We start from the raw sequence: 18,995 nt of genomic DNA on the forward strand, positions 1-18,995 counted from the left end.
GAGTTTATTATTTCATGTCGTGCCAGCTGGCAGCTTTCAGGGGGCAAGAGGCTGAAACGCCGCAACGTGCACGCGCGACTGGGGCTCGCAGTCGTGGAGGGTTACTAACCCTGCCGCGCCGCCACGAGCTTTTGCGTATAGGGATGCTGCGGGTCACCGAGGATGTCGGCGGTGTTACCGCGCTCGACAATGGTGCCGTTGTTGATGACGAGAACACTACTGCATACCTGCTGCACCACGGCCAGGTCGTGGGAGATGAAGATGAGGCTCAGGCCGTGATTCTCCACTAGACGGTCGAGTAGGGCGAGTACTTGCGCGCGCACTAGGACGTCAAGGGCGGAGACTGCCTCGTCGGCCAAGAGGATATCGGGTTCGCCGATGATGGCGCGGGCGATAGAGATGCGCTGGCGCTGGCCCCCGGAGAACTCGTGGGGGAAGCGGTCGAGGCTATCGGCAGGCAGGCCAACCTCCTCCAGCAGACGCGAAACCTTGGCCCTATCGCTTGTGAGTTTCTTGCCCGTATTCGGGATGCCCTCGGCGATGGTCTTCCAGATGGGCAGGCGCGGATCCAGCGAGCCCTGCGGATCCTGGAAAACCACCTGCACGCGTCCCTCCACCGAGATGGTGCCGGAGGTCGGCTCATCCAGGCCGGCAATGAGCTTGAGGGTGGTGGTCTTGCCCGAGCCAGAGCCGCCAACAATGCCTAGGCGTTCGCCGCGGCGCAGGGTGAAGGTGACATCGTCAAGCGCGTGGGTGGTGCCGAAGTGCTTGGCGACGCCGTCTAGTTCAACCAGAGGATCCCCCACCGGGCGAGGCGCAGCGGGGGCAGCGGGGCGCGAGGCGGCGATAAGCTGGGCGGTGTAATCCTGCTGCGGGTTATCGAGTACCTCGGAGGTAGACCCCGACTCGATGAGTTGCCCCTGGCGCAGGACAAGCACGCGCGAGCACATCCGCGCGATGACGCTCAAATCGTGGGTGATAAAAAGCACCGCGGTGCCCTTCTGCGCGGCGAGGGAGGCGATGAGATCGAGGATCTCTTGTTCAGTCGTGGCGTCGAGCGCCGTGGTGGGCTCGTCGCAGATGAGCAGCTTCGGGGAGCGTGCCATGGCCATCGCGATGAGGACGCGTTGGCGCTGCCCGCCGGAGAGCTCGTGGGGATAGCGTGGGGACAGTGCGGGATCCAAGCCGACCTCGCGTAGGCTAGCCGCTCTGTCGTTGCTTCCGGCCAGCTCGAGCTGCTTGCCCACCCGCATCAGCGGATCGAGCGCACTCATAGGCTCCTGGAAGACCATGGCCATCTCACTGCCGCGCAGCGGGCGTACCCGGCGATCCGGCAAGCCGATGAGCTCGCGCTCCTCAAGCGCAATGGAGCCCTGCGCACGCAACTGCGGGGGGAGCAGGCCCATGATGGACAGAGCCGTCAGGGACTTGCCCGAACCGGATTCACCAATGATCCCGAGGTTGTCCCCGGGTGCCAGATCGAAGCTTAAGGGGCCGAGGAGCCCGCCGATGCGTAAATCCTGGACGTGGAGCAGGCTCATTTCTTATCTCCTTTGAGGCGAGGATCGCTAAAGTCACGCAGGGCATCGCCCAGCAGGTTGCAGCCAAGGACCGCGCCCGCGATGGCCAAGCCAGGCCACAGCGCCTGGAGCGGATCGCTGCCCAGAAGCGATTGGGCATCCTGGAGCATGCGGCCCCACGAGGCGGTGGGAGGTGTGGCGCCCAAGCCCAGGTAGGATAGACCGGCCTCAGCAAGGATGGCCAGTGCGGCAAAGATAGTGGCCTGGACGATGACGAGGCCCGCGATATTGGGGGCCACGTGGCGCAGCGCGATGCGCCATTCCGGAACGCGGGAGACACGCGCGGCGGCGATATAGTCCTGGGTGATGGCCTGGAAGGTTCCGGAGCGGGCTACGCGCGCGAAAGCTGGGATGCCGGCCACGCCGATGGCTATCATCGCCGTGATGGAAGATGGCCCCCAGATAGCGCCGGCGATAATCGCCAGCAGCAGCGCGGGAAAGGCCAGCAGGAGGTCTGAGCCGCGCATGATGACGTGGTCAATGAAGCGACCGCGCTTCATGCCGGCCCACACGCCGAGCGGCACGCCGATGAGGGCGGCGATGAATACTGCGACGAGGCTGACTAAGACGGTAATCTGGGCCCCTGCCATGATGCGAGAGGCAATGTCGCGGCCGAAGCGGTCGGTGCCCAGCACATGGTGAAGGGAAGGATCAGCCAGGCGTACCGCCGGCTGGGCCAGGTTGGGATCATAGGGGGTCCACACGAGGGATAGGACCGCCACCGCGACGGTGAGGCCGACGAGGATGGAGCCAAAACGTAATTGATTCATCGCTGTGCCGCCTTCAAGCGTGGGTCGACGAGGCGATATGCCACGTCCGTGAGGAGGTTGAGGAGCAGGGTAAAGGCCACGAGCAGCATGACAAGCGTCTGCACCGTCGTGAGATCGCGGACCGAGACTGCCTGCAAGAGCATGCTGCCCAGCCCCGGGATGACGAAGACCGATTCGATGACCACCGCGCCAATGACCAAGGTGGTTAGCTGTACCCCGATGACGGTGAGCACGGGCAGGGAGGCGTTGCGCAGCCCATAGCGCAGTAAGGCCTCGCGCCGTGACTGGCCCAGAGCACGGGCGGTGCGGATGTAGTCCTGGTTCATGACATCGACTATCGCCGAGCGCACATAGCGGGTGAGCATCGCACCTTGTACAAGGGCGAGGGAGACCACAGGTAGCACCAAGTGCGCGAGGAACTGCCCGAAGCCCTGGTTGGGCGGGACCCAGCCATTGGCAGGAAGCCACCCTAGGCGCACGGCGAAGATGGCGACAAGCAGGATACCGACGAGGAAGCTGGGGACCGCGATGCCCAGTTGCGTGATACCGGAAACGAAGGCATTGGGGCGCTGTGCCAGCCACATGCCGGCGGGGATTGCCACTGCCAGCGCCAGCACCATTGCGGCGACGATAAGGATGAGAGAGACCTGAACGCGATCCCACACCAAGGGGGTGATGTCTTGTTGGGAGGCTAGCGAGACGCCGAAGTCTCCGCGCAAGAATCCACCGAACCACTCGAAATACTGTGCCAGCAGGGGGCGGTCCAGCCCCAGCTGGGTGGAGAGCTCAGCGACGGCCTCGTCGGTGGCGTTGACGCCGAGGCTCACGCGCGCCGGGTTGCCCGGCACTGCGCGCATGAGCACGAAGATGATGACAGAGGCCAGCCAGAAGCTCAGCAGGAAGCGCGCGAGGGAGCTGCCCCACGAAGAAGGTGTTCTCATGCCTGCTCCTTTTTCAGCTCGTGGAGGTCGATGCCGTCGGTGACCATATCGGGTTTAAGCCCCGACACCCCCTCGCGCGTGAGCACGATATTGGGCATATTCATCAGGGTATAGGCACCCGCATCAGCCATGATGTTATCCACGGCCTGCTCCATCAGGGGAGCGTAGTCCGCGGGCTGTGCAGCATCGGCGGTGGCGAAGTATTCCCGAGTCTTCTCGGAGTCATAGCCGAGGTAGTAGGAGGGATTACCAAAAAGCGTGGTGATATCCCGCGGCTCGACGTGGGCCACCAGTGACATCTGGTAGTCCTTGGCGCCCATCACTTGGCCTAACCAGAGCGCGGGGAACTCGGCGGATTCTAGCTTCACGTCAAAGCCGATGGCGCGCAGCTGCGAGTAGAGCAGCTCGGAAAGCGTCTGAGCATAGGGCAGGGTGGGCGTAGTGATGCGCAGCTGCGTGCCTACCGCGCCGGCCTCCTCCATGAGGGCGCGAGCGCGCTCTGGATCGTAGGGGTAGTACTCGTCGCCCTTGAACCAGGGATCGGTGGGGGACACGGGCGCACCGCCGGTGTCTTTGGCCATTCCATCCCAGAGGACTTGGTTCGCCGCGTTGCGGTCAATTCCATAGGCCACGGCGCGGCGCACGCGGGGATCGTCAAAAGGCGCGGCCTGGTTATTCATCGAAAGCAAAAGCTCGCCGTTGGTGGTGCCACGCATGGTGGTGATTCCGGCTCCCAGGTTATCGAGGAGTTCTGGGTTCTGGACGGCCCACACCACATCGATGCCGCCGGCCTTAAGCGCGTTGACGGAGGAGATGGTGTCCGGGAAGTATTGAATGGTGACGTCTTGGGCAGCTGGCGTACCCCAGTAATCAGGGCGCACTGCTAGTGCCAGGTATTCGCCGGGGGCAAAGGACTCGACCTGGAAGGGGCCTGTGCCTACAGGCGCGGAGGCGAGTTTATCCACCCCGTTGGGGGTCATCATGGCCCCAGTGGCCGTGCCCATGGACCACAGCCAGCCGTTGGAGCGTGCGGAAACCGTGACCTTGAGCGTGTGCTTGTCTAACGCGACTGCTGAGGCCACTGGCTTCATCTGCGCGGAGATCGCGTTGGTCCAGGATTCCTTGACGTAGTCGATGGAAAAGGCGGCGGTGTCAGCCGTGAACTCGTCCCCGTTGCTGAAGGTGACGCCCGGGCGCAGGTGGAAGATGTATTCGGTGGCATCGTCGTTGAGGTCCCAGGATTGCGCGAGGCCGGGGATGATGTCTCCGCTGGCGGGATCGATGCGCACCAGCGTTTCATAGACGTTATTCATCAAGGCGGCAGGGATGGCCGCGCCGCCGACGTTGGTGAAGTCGAGGGAAGTCGCCGCAGCCGTGGTGGCCACGGTGACGGCAGCGGTGTCTCCCTTTGCTTCCTTGACCGCGGTGTGTCCCGCTGAGCATCCGCTGAGGCACGCGGCCGTGGCCAGCGCGGTGACCGCCCGTGCGACCCGAGTTCTATTCATGGAAGCAGGTTAGACGGTGGGGGTGGCCGGGGGGAAACGGACGGGTGTAACCGCCTTAACGGGGGTGAATTCTAAGCCGGCGCGCCGGCCACGTGAGCAGGGTCAAGCGCCCATGCCGAGGCAAGAATCTTCATTGAGGAAAGCACCTCATCGTGCGTGGTGGACTGCAGGGAGATCATCAGCTCATCGGCCTGGGCTAGGCGCTGGAAGTCCTCCAGATAATCGCGGACCTCGGATGCAGTACCCACCGCGGAGTACTTCAGCATGTCGAGGATCTGCTGGCCCTGATAGGAGTCCCGAATCTGCTTAATCTGGCTATCGCTGAAGTTCTTCCCGCGCCCAGCAAAGGACTTCACGCGCCGCAATCCCACGCGGTCGAACTCGGCGGCGGCAGCCTCCGTGGTATCGGCAGCTGTGACGTTGACGCCGGCGATGACATAGGGCGCAGAGAGGCTCTCGGAGGGCTGGAAATGCGTGCGGTAATGGGAGGTTGCTTGCTCTAGGTGCTGCGGGGCGAAGTGAGATGCAAATGCATAAGGCAATCCGAGCTTGGCCGCCAAGGAGGCCCCGAAGAGGGAGGAGCCCAGGATGTAGATCGGCACGTTGGTATTGGCGCCCGGGATGGCCTGCACGCCGGGGATGAGGGACTTGCCAGCGAGATAGCCCCTAAGCTCCTTGACGTCCTCGGGGAAGCGCTCGGCGGCATGGGAATCGCGGCGCAGGGCGCGGCCCAAAGTGTGCATATCCGTGCCAGGCGCGCGGCCTAGCCCCAGATCGATGCGGTCGGGATAAAGCTCGGCCAAGGTGCCAAACTGCTCTGCCACGAGGTAGGGCGCGTGGTTGGGCAGCATCACCCCACCAGAGCCCAGCCGAATGGAGGAGGTCTTAGCCCCGATGTGGGAGATGAGAACCGCGGGGGAGGAGGAGGTAATAGTCGGCATATTGTGGTGCTCGGTGTACCACATCCTGGAAAAGCCCAGCTCCTCTGCGAGCTGGGCCATTTCTACCGAGCGTTGCATGGACTGCCCAGCGGTCTCCCCCTCATAAATAGTGCAAAAGTCCAAGATTGAAAGGTGTGCGTGTTCAGTCACAGTCCTCAAGCCTTTCCACGGGTGTGTGAAGCAAGTTTCATCGAGCTCATTGTTTTCTTCTCGGTGACAACGCTACGCGTGTTTTTCTATTCCGGGGTGGGGAGTGAGAGGTCCCGTGGTGAGAGCCTCTAGGAGGGGCTACTGCGCGGTAGCCTGCGCCGGAAGGTCCTCCTGTGCGCTTTCGAGCTTGGCAGCCTCGTGTTTTTCGCCGGCCTTGGTCACGACGTCGATAACGACACCGATGATGCAGCAGATGAGGGCGGGGGTGAACCAGCCCAGGCCGACATCCTGGCCCGGAGAGAGCTCCAGGATGGGGGAGAGGAAGCTCGTGCCCCAGCCCTGATCGGAGATGACAGTGAGGGCGGACCACAGCACCGACATCCACAGGGCCAGGCGGTAGCCCCAGTAGAAGACAACGGCCTTCTTGACCAGCGGTTGTATCAGGGCCAGGAAGATGAGGGCAATTGCCGGCGGGTAGAGGAAGGTGATGAAGGGAACCGCAATGGACAAGACGGTGTCGAGCCCCTGAACGGCCAAAGCGAAAGACACGACGCTAAAGAGCACGGCCCAGAAGTGGTAGTTGAGCTTGGGAACCAGCAAGGAGAAGAACTCCGAGGTCGAGGTAACCAGGCCCACGGAGGTGGTCAGGCAGGCCAGGATGACGATGGCAGAGAACACGGATTGGCCGATGGTGCCCATGGTGGCATTGGCGGCGTCGGCAAGCAGGTAGGTGCCGGACTCGTAGGACTGGTTATCGGGCATGGTCTGTGCGATCCAGGCCAGACCCAAGTAGATGAGCGCAAGGATGGAACCGGCAATGACGGCGGCCGTGATGGTTCCGTTGACACGGTGCCTCTTGTCACTAAAGCCCTTGGCACGCAGCGAAGAGACGATGACGATGGAAAATGCCAGACCGGCGATGGCATCCATGGTGTTATAGCCCTCGAAGAGCCCGGTGACCATGGGGGAGGAGACGTAGTCCTCCGTGGGGGCGCCGGGGCTGCGCGGGTTGGCAAAGGCTGCCAGGGTGATGAGCGCGATAACCAGGATCACCAACGCCGGGGTCAAGAAACGGCCCAGGATGTCGATGATGGAGTTCGGTCGCCACGACAGCAACAGGGTGATGCCGAAGAAGACCAGGTTATAGGCCGCGTTGGGAAATGCTCCTTCCCAACCCAGGAGTGGAGTGACGGCGGTTTCCATGGACACCGCACCCGTTCGGGGCAGTGCATAGAATGCGCCGATGGCCAGGTAAGCAATGACGGAGAATACAACCCCGAAGATCTTGCCACCGTGGTTGCCAATATCGCGCACGGACTGACCGGAAATGGCCACCGCCACGACGGCGAGGGCCGGCAGAATCACGCCGGCCGCGAGGAAGCCCAAGATAGCTGGCCAGAAGTTGGTGCCGGAAGATGCGCCCACCATGGGCGGGAAGATGAGGTTTCCCGCGCCAAAGAACATGGAAAACAGCATCAGTGATGCGATGATAATGGTGATGGCGCGCTTGGGTGGCGCCGCATTAGTTGTTGTAGCCATAGCCGGCCCTTTCACAAATCCAACAGTAGCCATGAGAGACAGTCCACGATCTGAGTAGCCTTGAGAAGAGAGAAACCTAGCTCAAAAGGTGTATGGGGTATATGGCCTGAGATGACATTTCGTACAGAGAGACAATAACTAGTCAACCATAGGAAAGCAAAGGCCACGGGGGTGTGGAAGCGCTAAAAGGCGCCCGTGCCGGGAAATCAAGGTTAGGCGCCTACTTGGACAAACTATTGGTCTATAGGAAAGCTCTGGGTGAGAAGCTGGCTAAAGCGCGCGAAAAGCCGCCTCGATGCGATCGCAAGCCCCTTCCAAGATCTCCCGGGAGGTGGCGAAGTTGAGGCGGGCATGTCCTGCTCCTCCTGAGCCGAAGGCTGTTCCTTCATTCAAGGCGACCTTGGCATTGCGCAGCAGCCACGTAGCCGGGTGAGGGTCCTCGCCGATGGCGGTGTCACGGAAATCCAGCCACATGAGGTAGGTGGCTTGAGGGTGGGAAGTCTTGAGTCCTGGGACACGCCGGGGAAGCTCAGATACCAACCAATCTCGCGTTTCCTTCAGATAGGCGAGCTCCTCTTCGAGAAACTCTCCGCCTTCGCGATAGGCAGCCTCGGCGGCGATAACGCCCAGGGTTCCAGTACCGTCCTTAGCTACACCGGTCAGTCCTTTCCACACAGTGACGTCTTCTGGGTTGGACAAAATGATCTGTGCGCACTTCAATCCGGCAGTATTCCATGCCTTGGAAGTAGCGGTGACGGTGAAGGTGCGTCGTGCTGCGACCTCGCCCAAGGAGGCGACAGGGATATGGGTGCCCTCGTAAACCAAGGGTGCGTGAATTTCATCTGAGATGATGCGTGCATCGTACTTCTGCGCAAGCTCCACCAACGCGCTCAAGAACTGCCTCTCAAGCACCAGACCCAGGGGGTTATAAGGATTAGAAAGCAAGATAGAGCCGGCGCCACGGCGGAAGGCTTCCTCGATTTCCTCCAGATCGAAGTCCGAGGAAACGTCAATGCGCTCGCGCCCGGCCACCTCGGGAAGCTCTAGGAGCGGAGGGTAGGAGGGCACGGGCACAATCACAGGAGAGCCAGGGCGGGTGAAGTACTCCACCCCCAGGAGCACTCCGCGCACGACGTCGCCGATCCAGAATACGGACTGCGGATCCGGGCGCCAGCCATAGCGGCTTTCGTAGAACTCAGCCACGGCCTCACTCAGTCCGGAGGCCTGCGCGGCCGGGGTATAACCAAAAGTCTCTTTCTCGACGGCGGCGCGCATTGCCTCCTTGACGGGGGCGGCGGTGGAGAAGTCGGACTCGGCGATCCACAGGGGCAACACGTCCTCTGGGTATGTAGTCCATTTACGTGTGCCGCGGGCCTTCAGTTCTGTAATGCTGGGAAAGCTGGGAAAGCTGGGAGAATTCATGCTCACAACCCTAGCGCGCCGCGCCCGTGAAGAAAGCGTTATTTTCTGCGGCTTATATGTACTCCCAGCTACTGCGCTGCTTCTTCATGTCCCGGCGTGACAAAGCCGTAGCGCTTCAGGCGTTGACGGTCGGCCGCGGAAGCAGATTGCGTAAGCCTGAGCAGTTCGGCATAGATGCCGCCGGAGCGCGCGAGATCGGCGGGTGATCCGATTTCCGCAATCCTTCCCTCGTCGAGGGTGATGATGGTGTCGACATCAGCAATGGTGGAGAGCCGGTGGGCAATGATGAGGGTGGTGCGGTTCTTCATCAGCTCGTCGAGCCCGGCCTGCACCGCGCGCTCGGACTTGGTGTCCAGCGCCGAGGTGGCCTCATCCAGAACCAGAATGGGTGCGTCTTTGAGCATCGCGCGCGCGACGGAGACCCGCTGTTTCTGCCCGCCAGAGAGCTTGAGCCCGCGCTCACCAATGATGGTGTCATATCCCTCGGGGAAGGCACGGATGAAGGAGTCGGCGTTCGCCCGCTTGGCGACGGCGACTATCTCCTCATCGCTGGCCCCCGGCTTGCCATAGGCGATGTTTTCCCGGATCGTGCCCGAAAACAGGTAGGACTCTTGGAAGACCACGCCGACGGAAGAACGCAGGCGGGCGGCGCTGAGATCGTCGACCTCGTTGCCGAGCACGCGTAGGTGCCCGTGGCTGGGGTGATACAGGCCGAGCAAGAGATTAACCAAAGTTGATTTTCCGCCCCCGGATTCCCCCACCAAGGCGACCTTGTGGCCCTCCTCGACGGTGAACTTGACATCCTCGATGACCGGCTTGCCCTCCTCATAGGAAAAGGAGACGTGGTCGAAGTCGATGACAGGTGCCCCGGGTTTGGGCTCGAGCGGGGGTACCGGAGTGAGATCGAGGACGGGGACGTCGGAAGCCCGGGTGGCCTCGATGAGACCGCGGTTGGCCGTGGGTTCGGGCTTTTCCTCCATGACGGTGAAGTAGTCGCGGGAGCCGGCGACGGCACGCTGCGCGGAATCGACGATCCAGCTCATCATGAATACTGGCTGCTTGGCCATGGTCACCAACTGCAAGAGCATGACCATGTCCCCGATGCTGAAGTGGCCCTCGAGGGTGCGCCAAAAGATCAGGGCGTAGATGCACAGGAAAATTAGTGCCATGGCCGCCCCGCGGGCGGTATCCATGGAATGCCACCAGCGTGATTGAGGCTTCGTGGTATCGACGATCTTGCGGTAATGCTTGCCAAAAGCACTGAGCTCGCGTACCTCGGAGACGAAGGACTTGGCCACCTTTACTTGGCCGATAACCTCGGCAAAGCGCCCATTAGCCAGGTCAATATGTTGGTTCTTTTCCTTCTCATATTTCTGCCAACGCCGCGAGGTCAGCGCGGTGAGCCACATATAAAGAGGGAAGAGCGCAGCCAATAGTACGGCGAGGGGCCAGTAGTAGAAGGCCGTGATGACCAGCACCGCCACGGCCTGGATGATCATGGTGAAGAAGTTATTGGAAAAGGACTGGACAAACTGGGTGATATTGGAAATCGAGCGATCGAGGCGCGCGATGATGGTGCCGGTGACCTGGTTGTCGTAATAGGCCTGCGGAACCGAAAGTAACTTGGCAAAGTAGCGGGTGGACAGGATCTGGCGCAGGCGCGAGACCATCACGTCACCGATATAACCGCCGACGTTGCTGAACAGGGAGGCTGCCGCATCGGCCACAAAGAGTAAGAAGGCCAGCAGCAAGACAGTGCGCAGTGCTTGTGATGCTGGGCTTTCTCCGCCCAGCGCAGAGACAATGGTGTCGGTAGCTTCCCGGATCATAAACGGCGAGATGAGCGCGAGCACGGCACTCAACGTTGCGGTGATGAGTACCCCGAGATAGAAAGGCCACAGCGCAGAGGCGCTGCGGGCGATGCGAAGAATTGAATTCACGGGAAAGAAGTGACTCTTTTCTGCAATGGAGGGCGTACATTAAAACTCTGGGGCAGTTGCCCTATAGCAACGCACCAGTATGCCACCCCCGCCCTACATTAAGCCAACATCACCCCACGGGATGCTGGCTCGGCGCATCCCGTGGACTAGAGTAGCTGGACAGAACAGATCTCGCCCGAAACCTCGAAGGAATCTCGCACGGTGTACATCCCCCGAAAAACTTGCGCGGGCCTCGTGGCCCTTCTCGCCTTCGCCGCTACCGGCTGCGCCATCCTCAAGCCCGAGCCCTCCGGGCTGGGAGAGGACATCGTTGTCTCCAGCTCTGAGCCCCCCTCCTTTGAGGCTCAAGACGTCGATGACAAGGAGATCACCTCTGACTTGGGAGCCCCCGTCGATGACGAGGGCTTAGGCGTGCAGTGGGAGCTGCAGAAGATCTACTCCGATAGCGTGCGTGGCTCGGTCATTACCATCAAGGTGCACAACAAGAACGATGTGCCGCTTCCCGTCGATGCCATCAAAGAGCCCACCCTCGAGCGTGCAAATGGTAACGGCGGGTGGAGCAAGGTCAGCCTGCTTCCTTATGATCCGGTAGCCAACGCGGATGTCGCCGCACCAGGGCTCGATGAGCCGCTAGGCGCCGGTGCCGCAGCCAACTTGCAGTACCGCTTCGATGTAGCTCCAGCCAATCTCTGGAACTCCCGTCTGCACATAGGAAACGTCACTTGGGTTGGAGAGCTTAATCTATGACGGATAACTCAGAGGGCCCAGACGGACCGGCGACACATCCAAACTCAGCGAATGCTGGGCAGCCTGCAGGTTTCGCGCCTGAACTAGTCGTCCTCGCCTCGCCGGATGGACGCGCCATAGGCACCGCGGACAAAGCGAGCGTACACAGCACAACTACGCCTTTGCACTTTGCCTTCTCCGCCTGGGTCATCCGAGACGGAAAGGTGTTGCTCACTCGCCGCGCTTTGTCCAAGCTCACCTGGCCAGGGGTGTGGACGAATAGCTTTTGCGGGCACCCCGGACCCGGCGAAGAAACCAGAGCCGCGGTGATACGCCGTGCCGCCTTCGAGCTGGGAATTGAGCCCACGAGTCTAAGCGCGCCGCGCCTAGTCCTGCCAGATTTTTCCTATCGCGCTGTCGATTCCTCGGGCATTGTCGAATACGAGATCTGTCCCGTCTACGTCGTCGAACTCACCGGCCCCGATCCGCAGTTCAACCCGCAGGAAGTTGACTCTTTAGCCTGGGTGGGTGCTCGGGAGCTAATCGAAGCCGCCAAGGCTGCCCCCTTCGCCTTTAGTCAGTGGATGATAGAAGAGCTAGCGCACCCCGAGCTGCGGGCAGCCCTTATTCCGGATCACTAAAAGCAGCCGAGATATAGTCCAAGCCGCCGTGAGTGATGCGGGCTTTCCCGGTGTCAAGGTTAAATGTCCAAATAGAGTGTTCAGGGCGGTATGCCTCGAAACCGGTTTCTCCATCCCGGGCGAAGGTGTGCAGCCAGCCATTGAGGCGTGCCGCCGCCGCGGAAGAATGTACGTTAAAGAGGAACCGCAGTTCATCGCAATGTAGTGCCGGCCTGCCTTCGCGCTGGAACTCAATCATCCAGGTCGGGCCAGGGGCTTGCTCCGCCACCTGAGCCACCCAGCGACGAATGGTGGCGTCACCGATCATGCGGCCAATGACGTGCTTGCTATCGAGGCTTTCGGCCACTTGGTACCAACCGCGCAGGGAATTGGGCGGAAAGCCAAACTTACGCGCCAGCGAGTTCACGATGAGACGCCGGAAGATCGATCGATCCGCCTTTTGCCCGGAGGGCACGCCATAAAACTCCTCGCGAGTGGAGGTGACGACAATCGGTATATCCGCCAGCTCCGCGCAATCGAGCGGATAAGGACCAAGTGCCATGTCGTAGTTGAATTTCTTGCGGAATCGGGCGTAGCCGCGGTCGAGGCGCTGCTTGCTCATGGCAGCGAGTGACTTGCGGCTGATGGGCTGTTTGAGAGCGCCGCGCAGCGCGGGCTTGCGCTTTTCATAGCTCTGACGCGGAAAGCACGGCGAGAGGGCGAGCACCCTCCGGAAAGCCCCGCGATAGTGGTCACGCCGGGCAAGCCACAGCGCGGCGGCTGCCCCGGCGGATTGTCCCACCAGAGTGACATTGGTGGGATCCCCACCAAAGGCCTCGATGTTTTTCTGCACCCACTCTAGGGCCAGTTGGCAGTCATCGATCCCGCGATAGCGATGTGGCTCATCTCCCAAGAAGCGGGCAAACCCGGCCAGGCCTACCCGGTATCCCAGCGAAACGTGGACGAAGCCAGCCCGAGCGTTAGCGCTGCCATCTGCACGCGGATCCTCGTGGGAGCCGCTTTCGAAGCGGCCACCGTGGATGTAGACAATGACGGGGACGTCACGGGCGCGGGCGGGGGCAACGACGCTGAGCGCGACCGCATCTGGACGCGGCGTGCGAGCATCTTGATCGACGGGAGCGCTCATCTTCTCGGCGGGGAGGAAGTCACCCGGTGTCGAGGAATACGAGAGGGAATGAAAGTAATTGATGCCGGCCTTGGTCGTGCCGGTGATCTGCCCAGAAGGGGAGGCCACCGTCACTGTAGGCAGGGTTGAAGATCCGGCGGTATCAGGGAAGGGGTCTGGCGAAAAGTGGTGCGAGCTCGGCATGGTAGCTAGATTACCCCGGGCTGGTTGGCGTACTAGGATTAAAGCCCATGGATTGGTTAGGCGATATCGGCAGCACTCTCTCACAGGCGCTCGTGCAGGCCCCCATCTGGGTTCAGATGCTGGTGCTGCTCGTCGTTGTCGTGCCGATCATGGTCGTGGCGGCCTGGGTAGTGATGTGGGTGGTGGACCGAGTGGCGGGTTTTCTCGGCGGAAAAGTCCACCCCAAGAAAGCCTCAGAAGGCTCCAGCACTAAGGTAGAAAACCATGTCTAATCCCCAGCAGGAACCCTCCGACCCACGGGAAGGCCTCTGGGACCCAGAGCGCAAACAGCGCCCGCGTAAGCGAGCGCTCCCCAAATCGCGTGTGAGCCTCACGCTGTGGGCGATGATCGTGTTGATCATCGTGGTCGCGGCGCTGGGGATCTTCTTCTAGCCTGCGGTGTGGCGGCTGGAGGCTCGCGCCATCCGGCGGAACATCTCTAGCGAGTCCAAGTCCTCGATGAGGACGGGAACTCCTGCGCTATCGCACAGTGGGATACACCAGTTGGGGTAGAGATCCCGGGTGGTTCCAGGCTGGTTCTGTGCGCGGACATCTCCCACCATATCCACCAGGCTGGTGCAGGTCAGCACGGCAGCACTCCCAGCAATGAACTCGTGTAGAGCCACTACAAGTTCTTCCTCTCGGGCGAGATCATTGTCCGCGCCATCGTGGCTGGGAAGTGCGATTCCCGCAGAGGCAACGGCTCCGAATACGCGGGCCTGCCATTGGGAGTCCTCGGCTTCCTCCTCGGCGACCGAGCGAGTGAGCAAACCCAGCCTTGCACGAAGCGCGATGTGATCGCCTCGAAGATAAGCTAGCGTGGGCGGGAGATCATGCGTGCCCACTGAGGCCAGCGAGAGCTGGCGGTACTCCTGCGGGGGCAGGGGGGTCTCGTTGTCCTCAGCGCGCTCAAACCACACGATCGAGGTGCCAAGTACTCCTCGTTCAGAGAGGACGCGGTGGACCCACGGCTCCACGGTGCCGAGGTCTTCACCGATCAACACGGCGCCGGCGCGTTGCGCCTCCAAGCTCAAGACTCCCAGCATGGCCTCCCAGTCATAGGAGACGTAGGTGCCCAGTTGCGGCGAAGACATGCGTGGAATCCAAAACAGGCGGAAGAGGCCAAGAATGTGGTCCACGCGCACGCCACCGGAGTTGCGGAGCACCGTGTCGAGCATCTCGCGCCAAGGCTCGTATCCGGCCTCGGCCAAACGCACAGGATGCCACGGTGGTTGCGACCAGTCCTGTCCGAGTTGGTTGTAGTCATCCGGAGGAGCGCCTACCGAGCACTCGGGCGCGAGATAGTCTGCCAGATTGCTCGCATCTGCGCCTCCGGGGTGTACGCCGACTGCGAGATCGGTGATGAGGCCGATGCGCATTCCCGCTTCGCGGGCCCTGCGCTGTGCCACGGCAAGCTGTTCATCACACAAGAACTGCAGCCAGGAATAGAAACGGATGATCTCCTCAAAGTCCTCGTTTTGTGCATGGCGATAACCGGAAAGGTTCTCCAGCTCGCGCTCGGCGCACCACGTAGCAAAGTCTCGCAATCCGCGACCCTGCTCGCGGGTATAGCTGACGAAAGCCGCTTCGCGTTCCGGCGATGACTTCAGCTTGAAGAGCTCTCGCAACACCTGCAGCTTGGCTTCAAAGATGGTGTTGCGATCGATTTCCTCGGCACTGCGATTGCGTGCACGGAACTCTTCGGCGAGCTCTGCGACATCTTCCTGCAACTCCTGGCTCAGCAATGCGAGCTCAGGTACGTCCTCGATGTGCAAGTAGATAGGGTTGATGAAGCGCCGGGTAGTGGGCAGGTACGGTGAGTCCTCGATCGGCGGAAAAGGCTCGGCGGCATGCAGCGGATTGATAAGCAAGTAGTCCGCATCCTTGGCCAGCTTTTCTGCCACCTGGGCCAAGTCCGCGAAGTCGCCGATGCCCCAGGAGGATTCAGAGCGCAGCGAATAAAGCTGTGCCATCACGCCGGATGCGGGCGTTTCCACATAGGGATCGGCGGTATTCAACCGGGACGGGGTGATGATAAGCGGGCAGCTTAGACCTGCCGGCGCCGGCGCGCAGCCCGGCGAGTGAAGGATGATGCGGTGGTACCCTAGCGGCAGATCGCCAGGAAGGTGGAAAGAGGCCTCGCCCCACGCTTGCCCGGCGACGTCAGCGGCTGGCGCATCATTGGGGTCTTGGTATACCTCGCGCGTCCCGCCGCCCTCTAACTCGATGTGGACTTCTGCCGGGTCCCCGTCGTGGACATGCACTGGGAAAGAACGCTCCTCGCCTTGCGGGGCAACCACGCAGGAGGGCAACGGACGGGAGGCGCGTGCAAGATATTCCCCATAAAGCAGGCCAGTCAGCTCCTGCGCATCGGGGTCCTCTGAGATTTCCACGCCCAAGGCCCGCAGAGTGTAGACAACGGTTTCCTCGCTGACGGTTACCTCGTAGCCGGCCTGAGACATATAGGAGCTGGCGACGCCGTAGCGTTGTGCAAGCTCTTCGAGCAATTCACGGTTCCTCACAACGCCTAATTCTGCCACGGTCCAGCGGCGCGTGCGCCGTTATTGGTTGGTAGGGTGGACAAAAGATGTCTCGGAGCTGTTTCTTAGCTGTTTTCTAGGCTTTGTTTTGATGTGTCTCTGCCGTGCGAAAGGACTCCAACACTATGACGCTGCAAGAAGTTCATACTCCCGCCGAGTTTGAAATCGAAGAGGGCGATACCTGCCTGACCCGCATGCTCGCCACTGCGAAAGCTCGTCCCCACGGGGTGATGTTTACCCGCCCCGCCAATTACGAGTGGGTAAACGTCACCTCGAAGCAGTTTGTGGAGGAGGTCTACGCAGTGGCAAAGGGTTTGATTTCCGCAGGCGTTGAGCAGGGGGATCGCGTCATCCTGCTTTCTTCGACTCGCTATGAGTGGTCCCTTTTGGACTACGCCATCTGGGCAGCCGGTGCGGTGTCCGTCCCGGTCTATCCTTCCTCCTCGCTATCGCAGATTCAGTGGATCACCGAGGACTCTGGCGCTGTGCTTGCTATTACGGAAACGCGTGAGCATTCCGAGCTAGTTGGCCACTTGGTTCTGCATTCTGATGGGCAGCCCAATATTAAGGATTCGCCCTCGAAGCTGCGCCGCTTGCTGGAGATAAACTCTTCGGCCATCGATACCCTGAAGTTCGAGGGTCGCGGCGTCGAGGACGCGACCGTCGAAAAGCGCATCGCGGATACCAAGACGGATGACCTGGCCTCGTTGGTCTATACCTCCGGAACTACCGGCCGCCCCAAGGGCTGCATCCTTACCCACCGCAACTGGCTGGCGGAGGTGCTAGGTCTACTCACCAATCCCATTGGGGCGATTGCCGTGCCTGGCTCCCACGTGTTGACCTTCCTCCCTCTGGCGCACGTGCTCTCCCGTGCAGTTTCTTTGGCTGTGGCCATTGGTGGCGCCTCCCAAAACCACTGGTCGGACTTCAGCACCATTTCCATCGAATTCGCGCGCTCGCGGCCTAACCTCATCCTGGGGGTTCCGCGCGTATTTGAGAAGGTGCGCAACGGTGCGGCTGCGAAGGCGCACCAAGGCGGCGCGTTTAAGGGCGCCGCCTTCGATCAGGCAGAAAAGGTCGCCATTGAATACTCCAAGGCGCTCGACAAGGAAGGCGGTCCAGACCGTTTCCTGAAAGCTAAGCACCGGATCTTTGACAAGCTGGTCTATTCCCAAATCCGCAACGCCATGGGCGGCGAGGTGAAGTACTGCATCACGGGTGGCTCAGCCATGAGCCCAGATCTCCTGCACTGGTTCCGTGGGCTGGGTGTGACGGTCTATGAGGGCTACGGCCTTACCGAGGTGGCTGCCGCCGCAGCCGTTGACTTTGAGAACCAACTCATCGGTTCCGTCGGCACTCCGCTAGGGGGCACCACCATCCGCGTCAATGATGATGGTGAGGTGCTCATCAAGGGTGACATCGTCTTTGCCGGTTATTGGAATAACCCAGAGGCAACCGAGGAGTCTTTGCACGACGGTTGGTACAACACCGGCGATCTGGGTGAGATCCTTGATTCCGGAAAGATCATCATCACTGGCCGTAAGAAGGACCTCATCGTCACTGCTGGTGGCAAGAACGTCTCTCCCGGTCCCATGGAGGATATGCTGCGCGCCCACCCGCTCATCTCCCAGGCCATGGTTGTCGGGGACGGAAAGCCCTTCGTGGGACTGCTGTTGACCCTCGATGAGGAGGCGATGAACCGGTGGAAGCTCGAGCACAATATTCCCGCGAACCGTTCGATGCGGGAACTAGCCACGGATCCGACACTGCGCGCGGAAATTCAGGATGCGATTAACCAAGTCAACTCCACCGTTTCCCATGCTGAGGCAATCAAGAAGTTCTTCATCCTCGAGGCTGACCTCACTGAGGAAGATAACGAGCTCACGCCGACCATGAAGGTCAAGCGCTATATTGTGGCCCAGCGCTACGCGGATGCGATCAACCATATCTACTCCAAGAAGGGGTAGTTTAGGGGCCTCGGCCCACGTGGCTGGAGAGTGCTGAAACTAGTCTGTGAGTTTCTTCGGAGTGTCGCGCAGACTCCGTTTAGAATCTCGAATAGAGTCAGCACTCGTCACGTTAAGTCTCAACCTCTACTAGAGGTTATTTGCAAGTTTGCGGAAAGGAGCGGCCTGAAATTCCATGCATAAAATTGCCGCTGAGCTGCGCCACCGCGAGCTGACTCAAGAGATTTATAACATCGGTGATGAGGTAGTCGAGTACATCGAGCATCTCATCGAAGCCATCGAGGACTGGGATGACGAGCTGGCACTCGATTGCCTAGCTGAGCTGGGAGATATCGTCGACGATGCCCGGGTAGACTCGGGTCGCTGCGTAGGCGAGCTCATTGGTCTGCGCCAAGCGCTGGTCTCCGGTGTGCGCGGCGGAACCATCTCCGCCGCCGCGTCTGCTGATAACTCCTTAGAGGAGCCCAAGCAGCTGAGCGCTAGGGCGCTGGAAGCCAGGTTCCCCATCTCAGGGCCGCCTGTCATTGTCCATGAGCTGGCAGCAGCCCTGCGTGCACGCACCGCGGGAGTAGCCGATTACCTGCGCGAAATGGTTGAGTACGTCCTCGCACAGACAGAGGCTGTTGCTCGCAATCTTGACATGGTCTCGCTTCCGCACCTTTACAACCGCGCGGGCCAATCGGTGCTCATCGCCGTGCAGGCTTGGCGCCACAGCGTGGTCGAAGCGCACCCAGCGTACGTACGCACCATGCGGGGAAATAATCCGCCTTCTTTCCTCGACGAGCGCGCTCGCATCGCCGAGATTGTGGCACGCGTTGCCGCAAAGAAAGAAGCAGCCCGCCAGGCCGACGCCACTGCTTAAAGGTGATCTTCTGGTTTTAGAGTGCGTTGATTTTGATTCCGCATGGGCCCAATCCTTCAGGATAGGCCGGATGGCCCTGCTACCGCACTTCCGAGTTCTGGTTAGGCGGCCCGTCTGTGGATA

General features: G+C 60.9%; 16 protein-coding genes. 6 read left to right on the plus strand and 10 right to left on the minus strand.

The window, feature by feature from the left end:
- Nucleotides 1-104: 104 nt before the first annotated feature.
- The 8 genes from B2696_RS02650 to B2696_RS02685 form a co-directional block, all read right to left on the minus strand.
- Nucleotides 105-1,541 carry an ATP-binding cassette domain-containing protein gene (locus B2696_RS02650; RefSeq protein WP_075730248.1) on the minus strand — a complete coding sequence of 479 codons (1,437 nt, stop codon included), beginning with the start codon at nucleotides 1,539-1,541 and terminating at the stop codon, nucleotides 105-107.
- On the minus strand, nucleotides 1,538-2,350 hold the full coding sequence (locus B2696_RS02655) for an ABC transporter permease (RefSeq protein WP_286953775.1): 813 nt from the start codon (nucleotides 2,348-2,350) through the stop codon (nucleotides 1,538-1,540). The genes B2696_RS02650 and B2696_RS02655 overlap by 4 nt, the downstream gene beginning before the upstream one ends.
- A complete protein-coding gene (locus tag B2696_RS02660; RefSeq protein ID WP_075730246.1) occupies nucleotides 2,347-3,291 on the minus strand; it encodes an ABC transporter permease in 945 nt (314 codons plus the stop codon). The genes B2696_RS02655 and B2696_RS02660 overlap by 4 nt, the downstream gene beginning before the upstream one ends.
- On the minus strand, nucleotides 3,288-4,796 hold the full coding sequence (locus tag B2696_RS02665) for an ABC transporter substrate-binding protein (RefSeq protein ID WP_075730245.1): 1,509 nt from the start codon (nucleotides 4,794-4,796) through the stop codon (nucleotides 3,288-3,290). Before B2696_RS02665 ends, B2696_RS02660 begins: the two co-directional genes overlap by 4 nt.
- A gap of 71 nt (nucleotides 4,797-4,867) precedes the next feature.
- A complete protein-coding gene (locus B2696_RS02670; RefSeq protein ID WP_075730244.1) occupies nucleotides 4,868-5,887 on the minus strand; it encodes an LLM class flavin-dependent oxidoreductase in 1,020 nt (339 codons plus the stop codon).
- A 138-nt stretch (nucleotides 5,888-6,025) separates the two neighbouring features.
- Nucleotides 6,026-7,426, minus strand: coding sequence for a branched-chain amino acid transport system II carrier protein (brnQ, locus tag B2696_RS02675; RefSeq protein ID WP_286953777.1), 1,401 nt, complete (start codon nucleotides 7,424-7,426; stop codon nucleotides 6,026-6,028).
- A gap of 270 nt (nucleotides 7,427-7,696) precedes the next feature.
- Nucleotides 7,697-8,848, minus strand: a complete 1,152-nt coding sequence (locus tag B2696_RS02680; RefSeq protein ID WP_286953778.1) for a MalY/PatB family protein — start codon at nucleotides 8,846-8,848, stop codon at nucleotides 7,697-7,699.
- 68 nt (nucleotides 8,849-8,916) lie between these two features.
- Entirely contained in the window at nucleotides 8,917-10,788 is a 1,872-nt protein-coding gene (locus B2696_RS02685; protein ID WP_286953780.1) for an ABC transporter ATP-binding protein, read from the minus strand.
- Nucleotides 10,789-10,989: 201 nt separating this feature from the next.
- On the opposite strand from B2696_RS02685, the gene B2696_RS02690 reads away from it, so the two are divergent.
- Entirely contained in the window at nucleotides 10,990-11,535 is a 546-nt protein-coding gene (locus tag B2696_RS02690; protein ID WP_232315913.1) for a hypothetical protein, read from the plus strand.
- Nucleotides 11,532-12,155, plus strand: coding sequence for an isopentenyl-diphosphate Delta-isomerase (idi, locus tag B2696_RS02695; RefSeq protein ID WP_084559180.1), 624 nt, complete (start codon nucleotides 11,532-11,534; stop codon nucleotides 12,153-12,155). The genes B2696_RS02690 and idi overlap by 4 nt, the downstream gene beginning before the upstream one ends.
- Here idi and B2696_RS02700 read toward each other — a convergent pair.
- Complete coding sequence (locus B2696_RS02700) at nucleotides 12,139-13,464, minus strand: carboxylesterase family protein (RefSeq protein WP_286953781.1); 1,326 nt, start codon at nucleotides 13,462-13,464, stop codon at nucleotides 12,139-12,141. The two genes, idi and B2696_RS02700, sit on opposite strands and share 17 nt — an antisense overlap.
- A 47-nt stretch (nucleotides 13,465-13,511) precedes the next feature.
- Between B2696_RS02700 and B2696_RS02705 the strand changes: the two genes are divergently transcribed.
- On the plus strand, nucleotides 13,512-13,736 hold the full coding sequence (locus B2696_RS02705; protein ID WP_075730239.1) for a hypothetical protein: 225 nt from the start codon (nucleotides 13,512-13,514) through the stop codon (nucleotides 13,734-13,736).
- Nucleotides 13,729-13,896 (plus strand): hypothetical protein, encoded by a 168-nt coding sequence (locus B2696_RS02710; protein ID WP_170216865.1) that lies wholly within the window; start codon nucleotides 13,729-13,731, stop codon nucleotides 13,894-13,896. The genes B2696_RS02705 and B2696_RS02710 overlap by 8 nt, the downstream gene beginning before the upstream one ends.
- Here the strand turns inward: B2696_RS02710 and malQ are convergent.
- A complete protein-coding gene (gene malQ, locus B2696_RS02715) occupies nucleotides 13,893-16,025 on the minus strand; it encodes a 4-alpha-glucanotransferase (RefSeq protein ID WP_286953782.1) in 2,133 nt (710 codons plus the stop codon). The two genes, B2696_RS02710 and malQ, sit on opposite strands and share 4 nt — an antisense overlap.
- Nucleotides 16,026-16,168: 143 nt before the next feature.
- Here malQ and B2696_RS02720 point away from each other — a divergent pair, with 143 nt between their 5' ends.
- Together B2696_RS02720 and B2696_RS02725 are read left to right on the plus strand one after the other, a co-directional pair.
- The gene (locus B2696_RS02720; protein WP_286953783.1) at nucleotides 16,169-18,010 is read left to right on the plus strand and encodes an AMP-dependent synthetase/ligase; all 1,842 of its coding nucleotides are present in this window, start codon (nucleotides 16,169-16,171) and stop codon (nucleotides 18,008-18,010) included.
- A 175-nt stretch (nucleotides 18,011-18,185) separates the two neighbouring features.
- A complete protein-coding gene (locus tag B2696_RS02725) occupies nucleotides 18,186-18,872 on the plus strand; it encodes a hypothetical protein (RefSeq protein WP_075730236.1) in 687 nt (228 codons plus the stop codon).
- Nucleotides 18,873-18,995: the final 123 nt, after the last annotated feature.

The sequence above is a fragment of the Corynebacterium sp. UBA4397 genome (assembly GCF_002390965.1).
Taxonomy (GTDB): domain Bacteria; phylum Actinomycetota; class Actinomycetes; order Mycobacteriales; family Mycobacteriaceae; genus Corynebacterium; species Corynebacterium flavescens.

Excerpts from the sequence above, each read along its gene's own strand:
- B2696_RS02650 (WP_075730248.1), bottom strand. The coding sequence starts at position 1,541 with ATGAGCCTGCTCCACGTCCAGGATTTACGCATCGGCGGGCTCCTCGGC.
- B2696_RS02655 (WP_286953775.1), bottom strand. The coding sequence starts at position 2,350 with ATGAATCAATTACGTTTTGGCTCCATCCTCGTCGGCCTCACCGTCGCG.
- B2696_RS02660 (WP_075730246.1), bottom strand. The coding sequence starts at position 3,291 with ATGAGAACACCTTCTTCGTGGGGCAGCTCCCTCGCGCGCTTCCTGCTG.
- B2696_RS02665 (WP_075730245.1), bottom strand. The coding sequence starts at position 4,796 with ATGAATAGAACTCGGGTCGCACGGGCGGTCACCGCGCTGGCCACGGCC.
- brnQ (WP_286953777.1), bottom strand. The coding sequence starts at position 7,426 with ATGGCTACAACAACTAATGCGGCGCCACCCAAGCGCGCCATCACCATT.
- B2696_RS02680 (WP_286953778.1), bottom strand. The coding sequence starts at position 8,848 with ATGAATTCTCCCAGCTTTCCCAGCTTTCCCAGCATTACAGAACTGAAG.
- idi (WP_084559180.1), top strand. The coding sequence starts at position 11,532 with ATGACGGATAACTCAGAGGGCCCAGACGGACCGGCGACACATCCAAAC.
- B2696_RS02700 (WP_286953781.1), bottom strand. The coding sequence starts at position 13,464 with ATGCCGAGCTCGCACCACTTTTCGCCAGACCCCTTCCCTGATACCGCC.
- B2696_RS02705 (WP_075730239.1), top strand. The coding sequence starts at position 13,512 with ATGGATTGGTTAGGCGATATCGGCAGCACTCTCTCACAGGCGCTCGTG.
- B2696_RS02710 (WP_170216865.1), top strand. The coding sequence starts at position 13,729 with ATGTCTAATCCCCAGCAGGAACCCTCCGACCCACGGGAAGGCCTCTGG.
- B2696_RS02720 (WP_286953783.1), top strand. The coding sequence starts at position 16,169 with ATGACGCTGCAAGAAGTTCATACTCCCGCCGAGTTTGAAATCGAAGAG.
- B2696_RS02725 (WP_075730236.1), top strand. The coding sequence starts at position 18,186 with ATGCATAAAATTGCCGCTGAGCTGCGCCACCGCGAGCTGACTCAAGAG.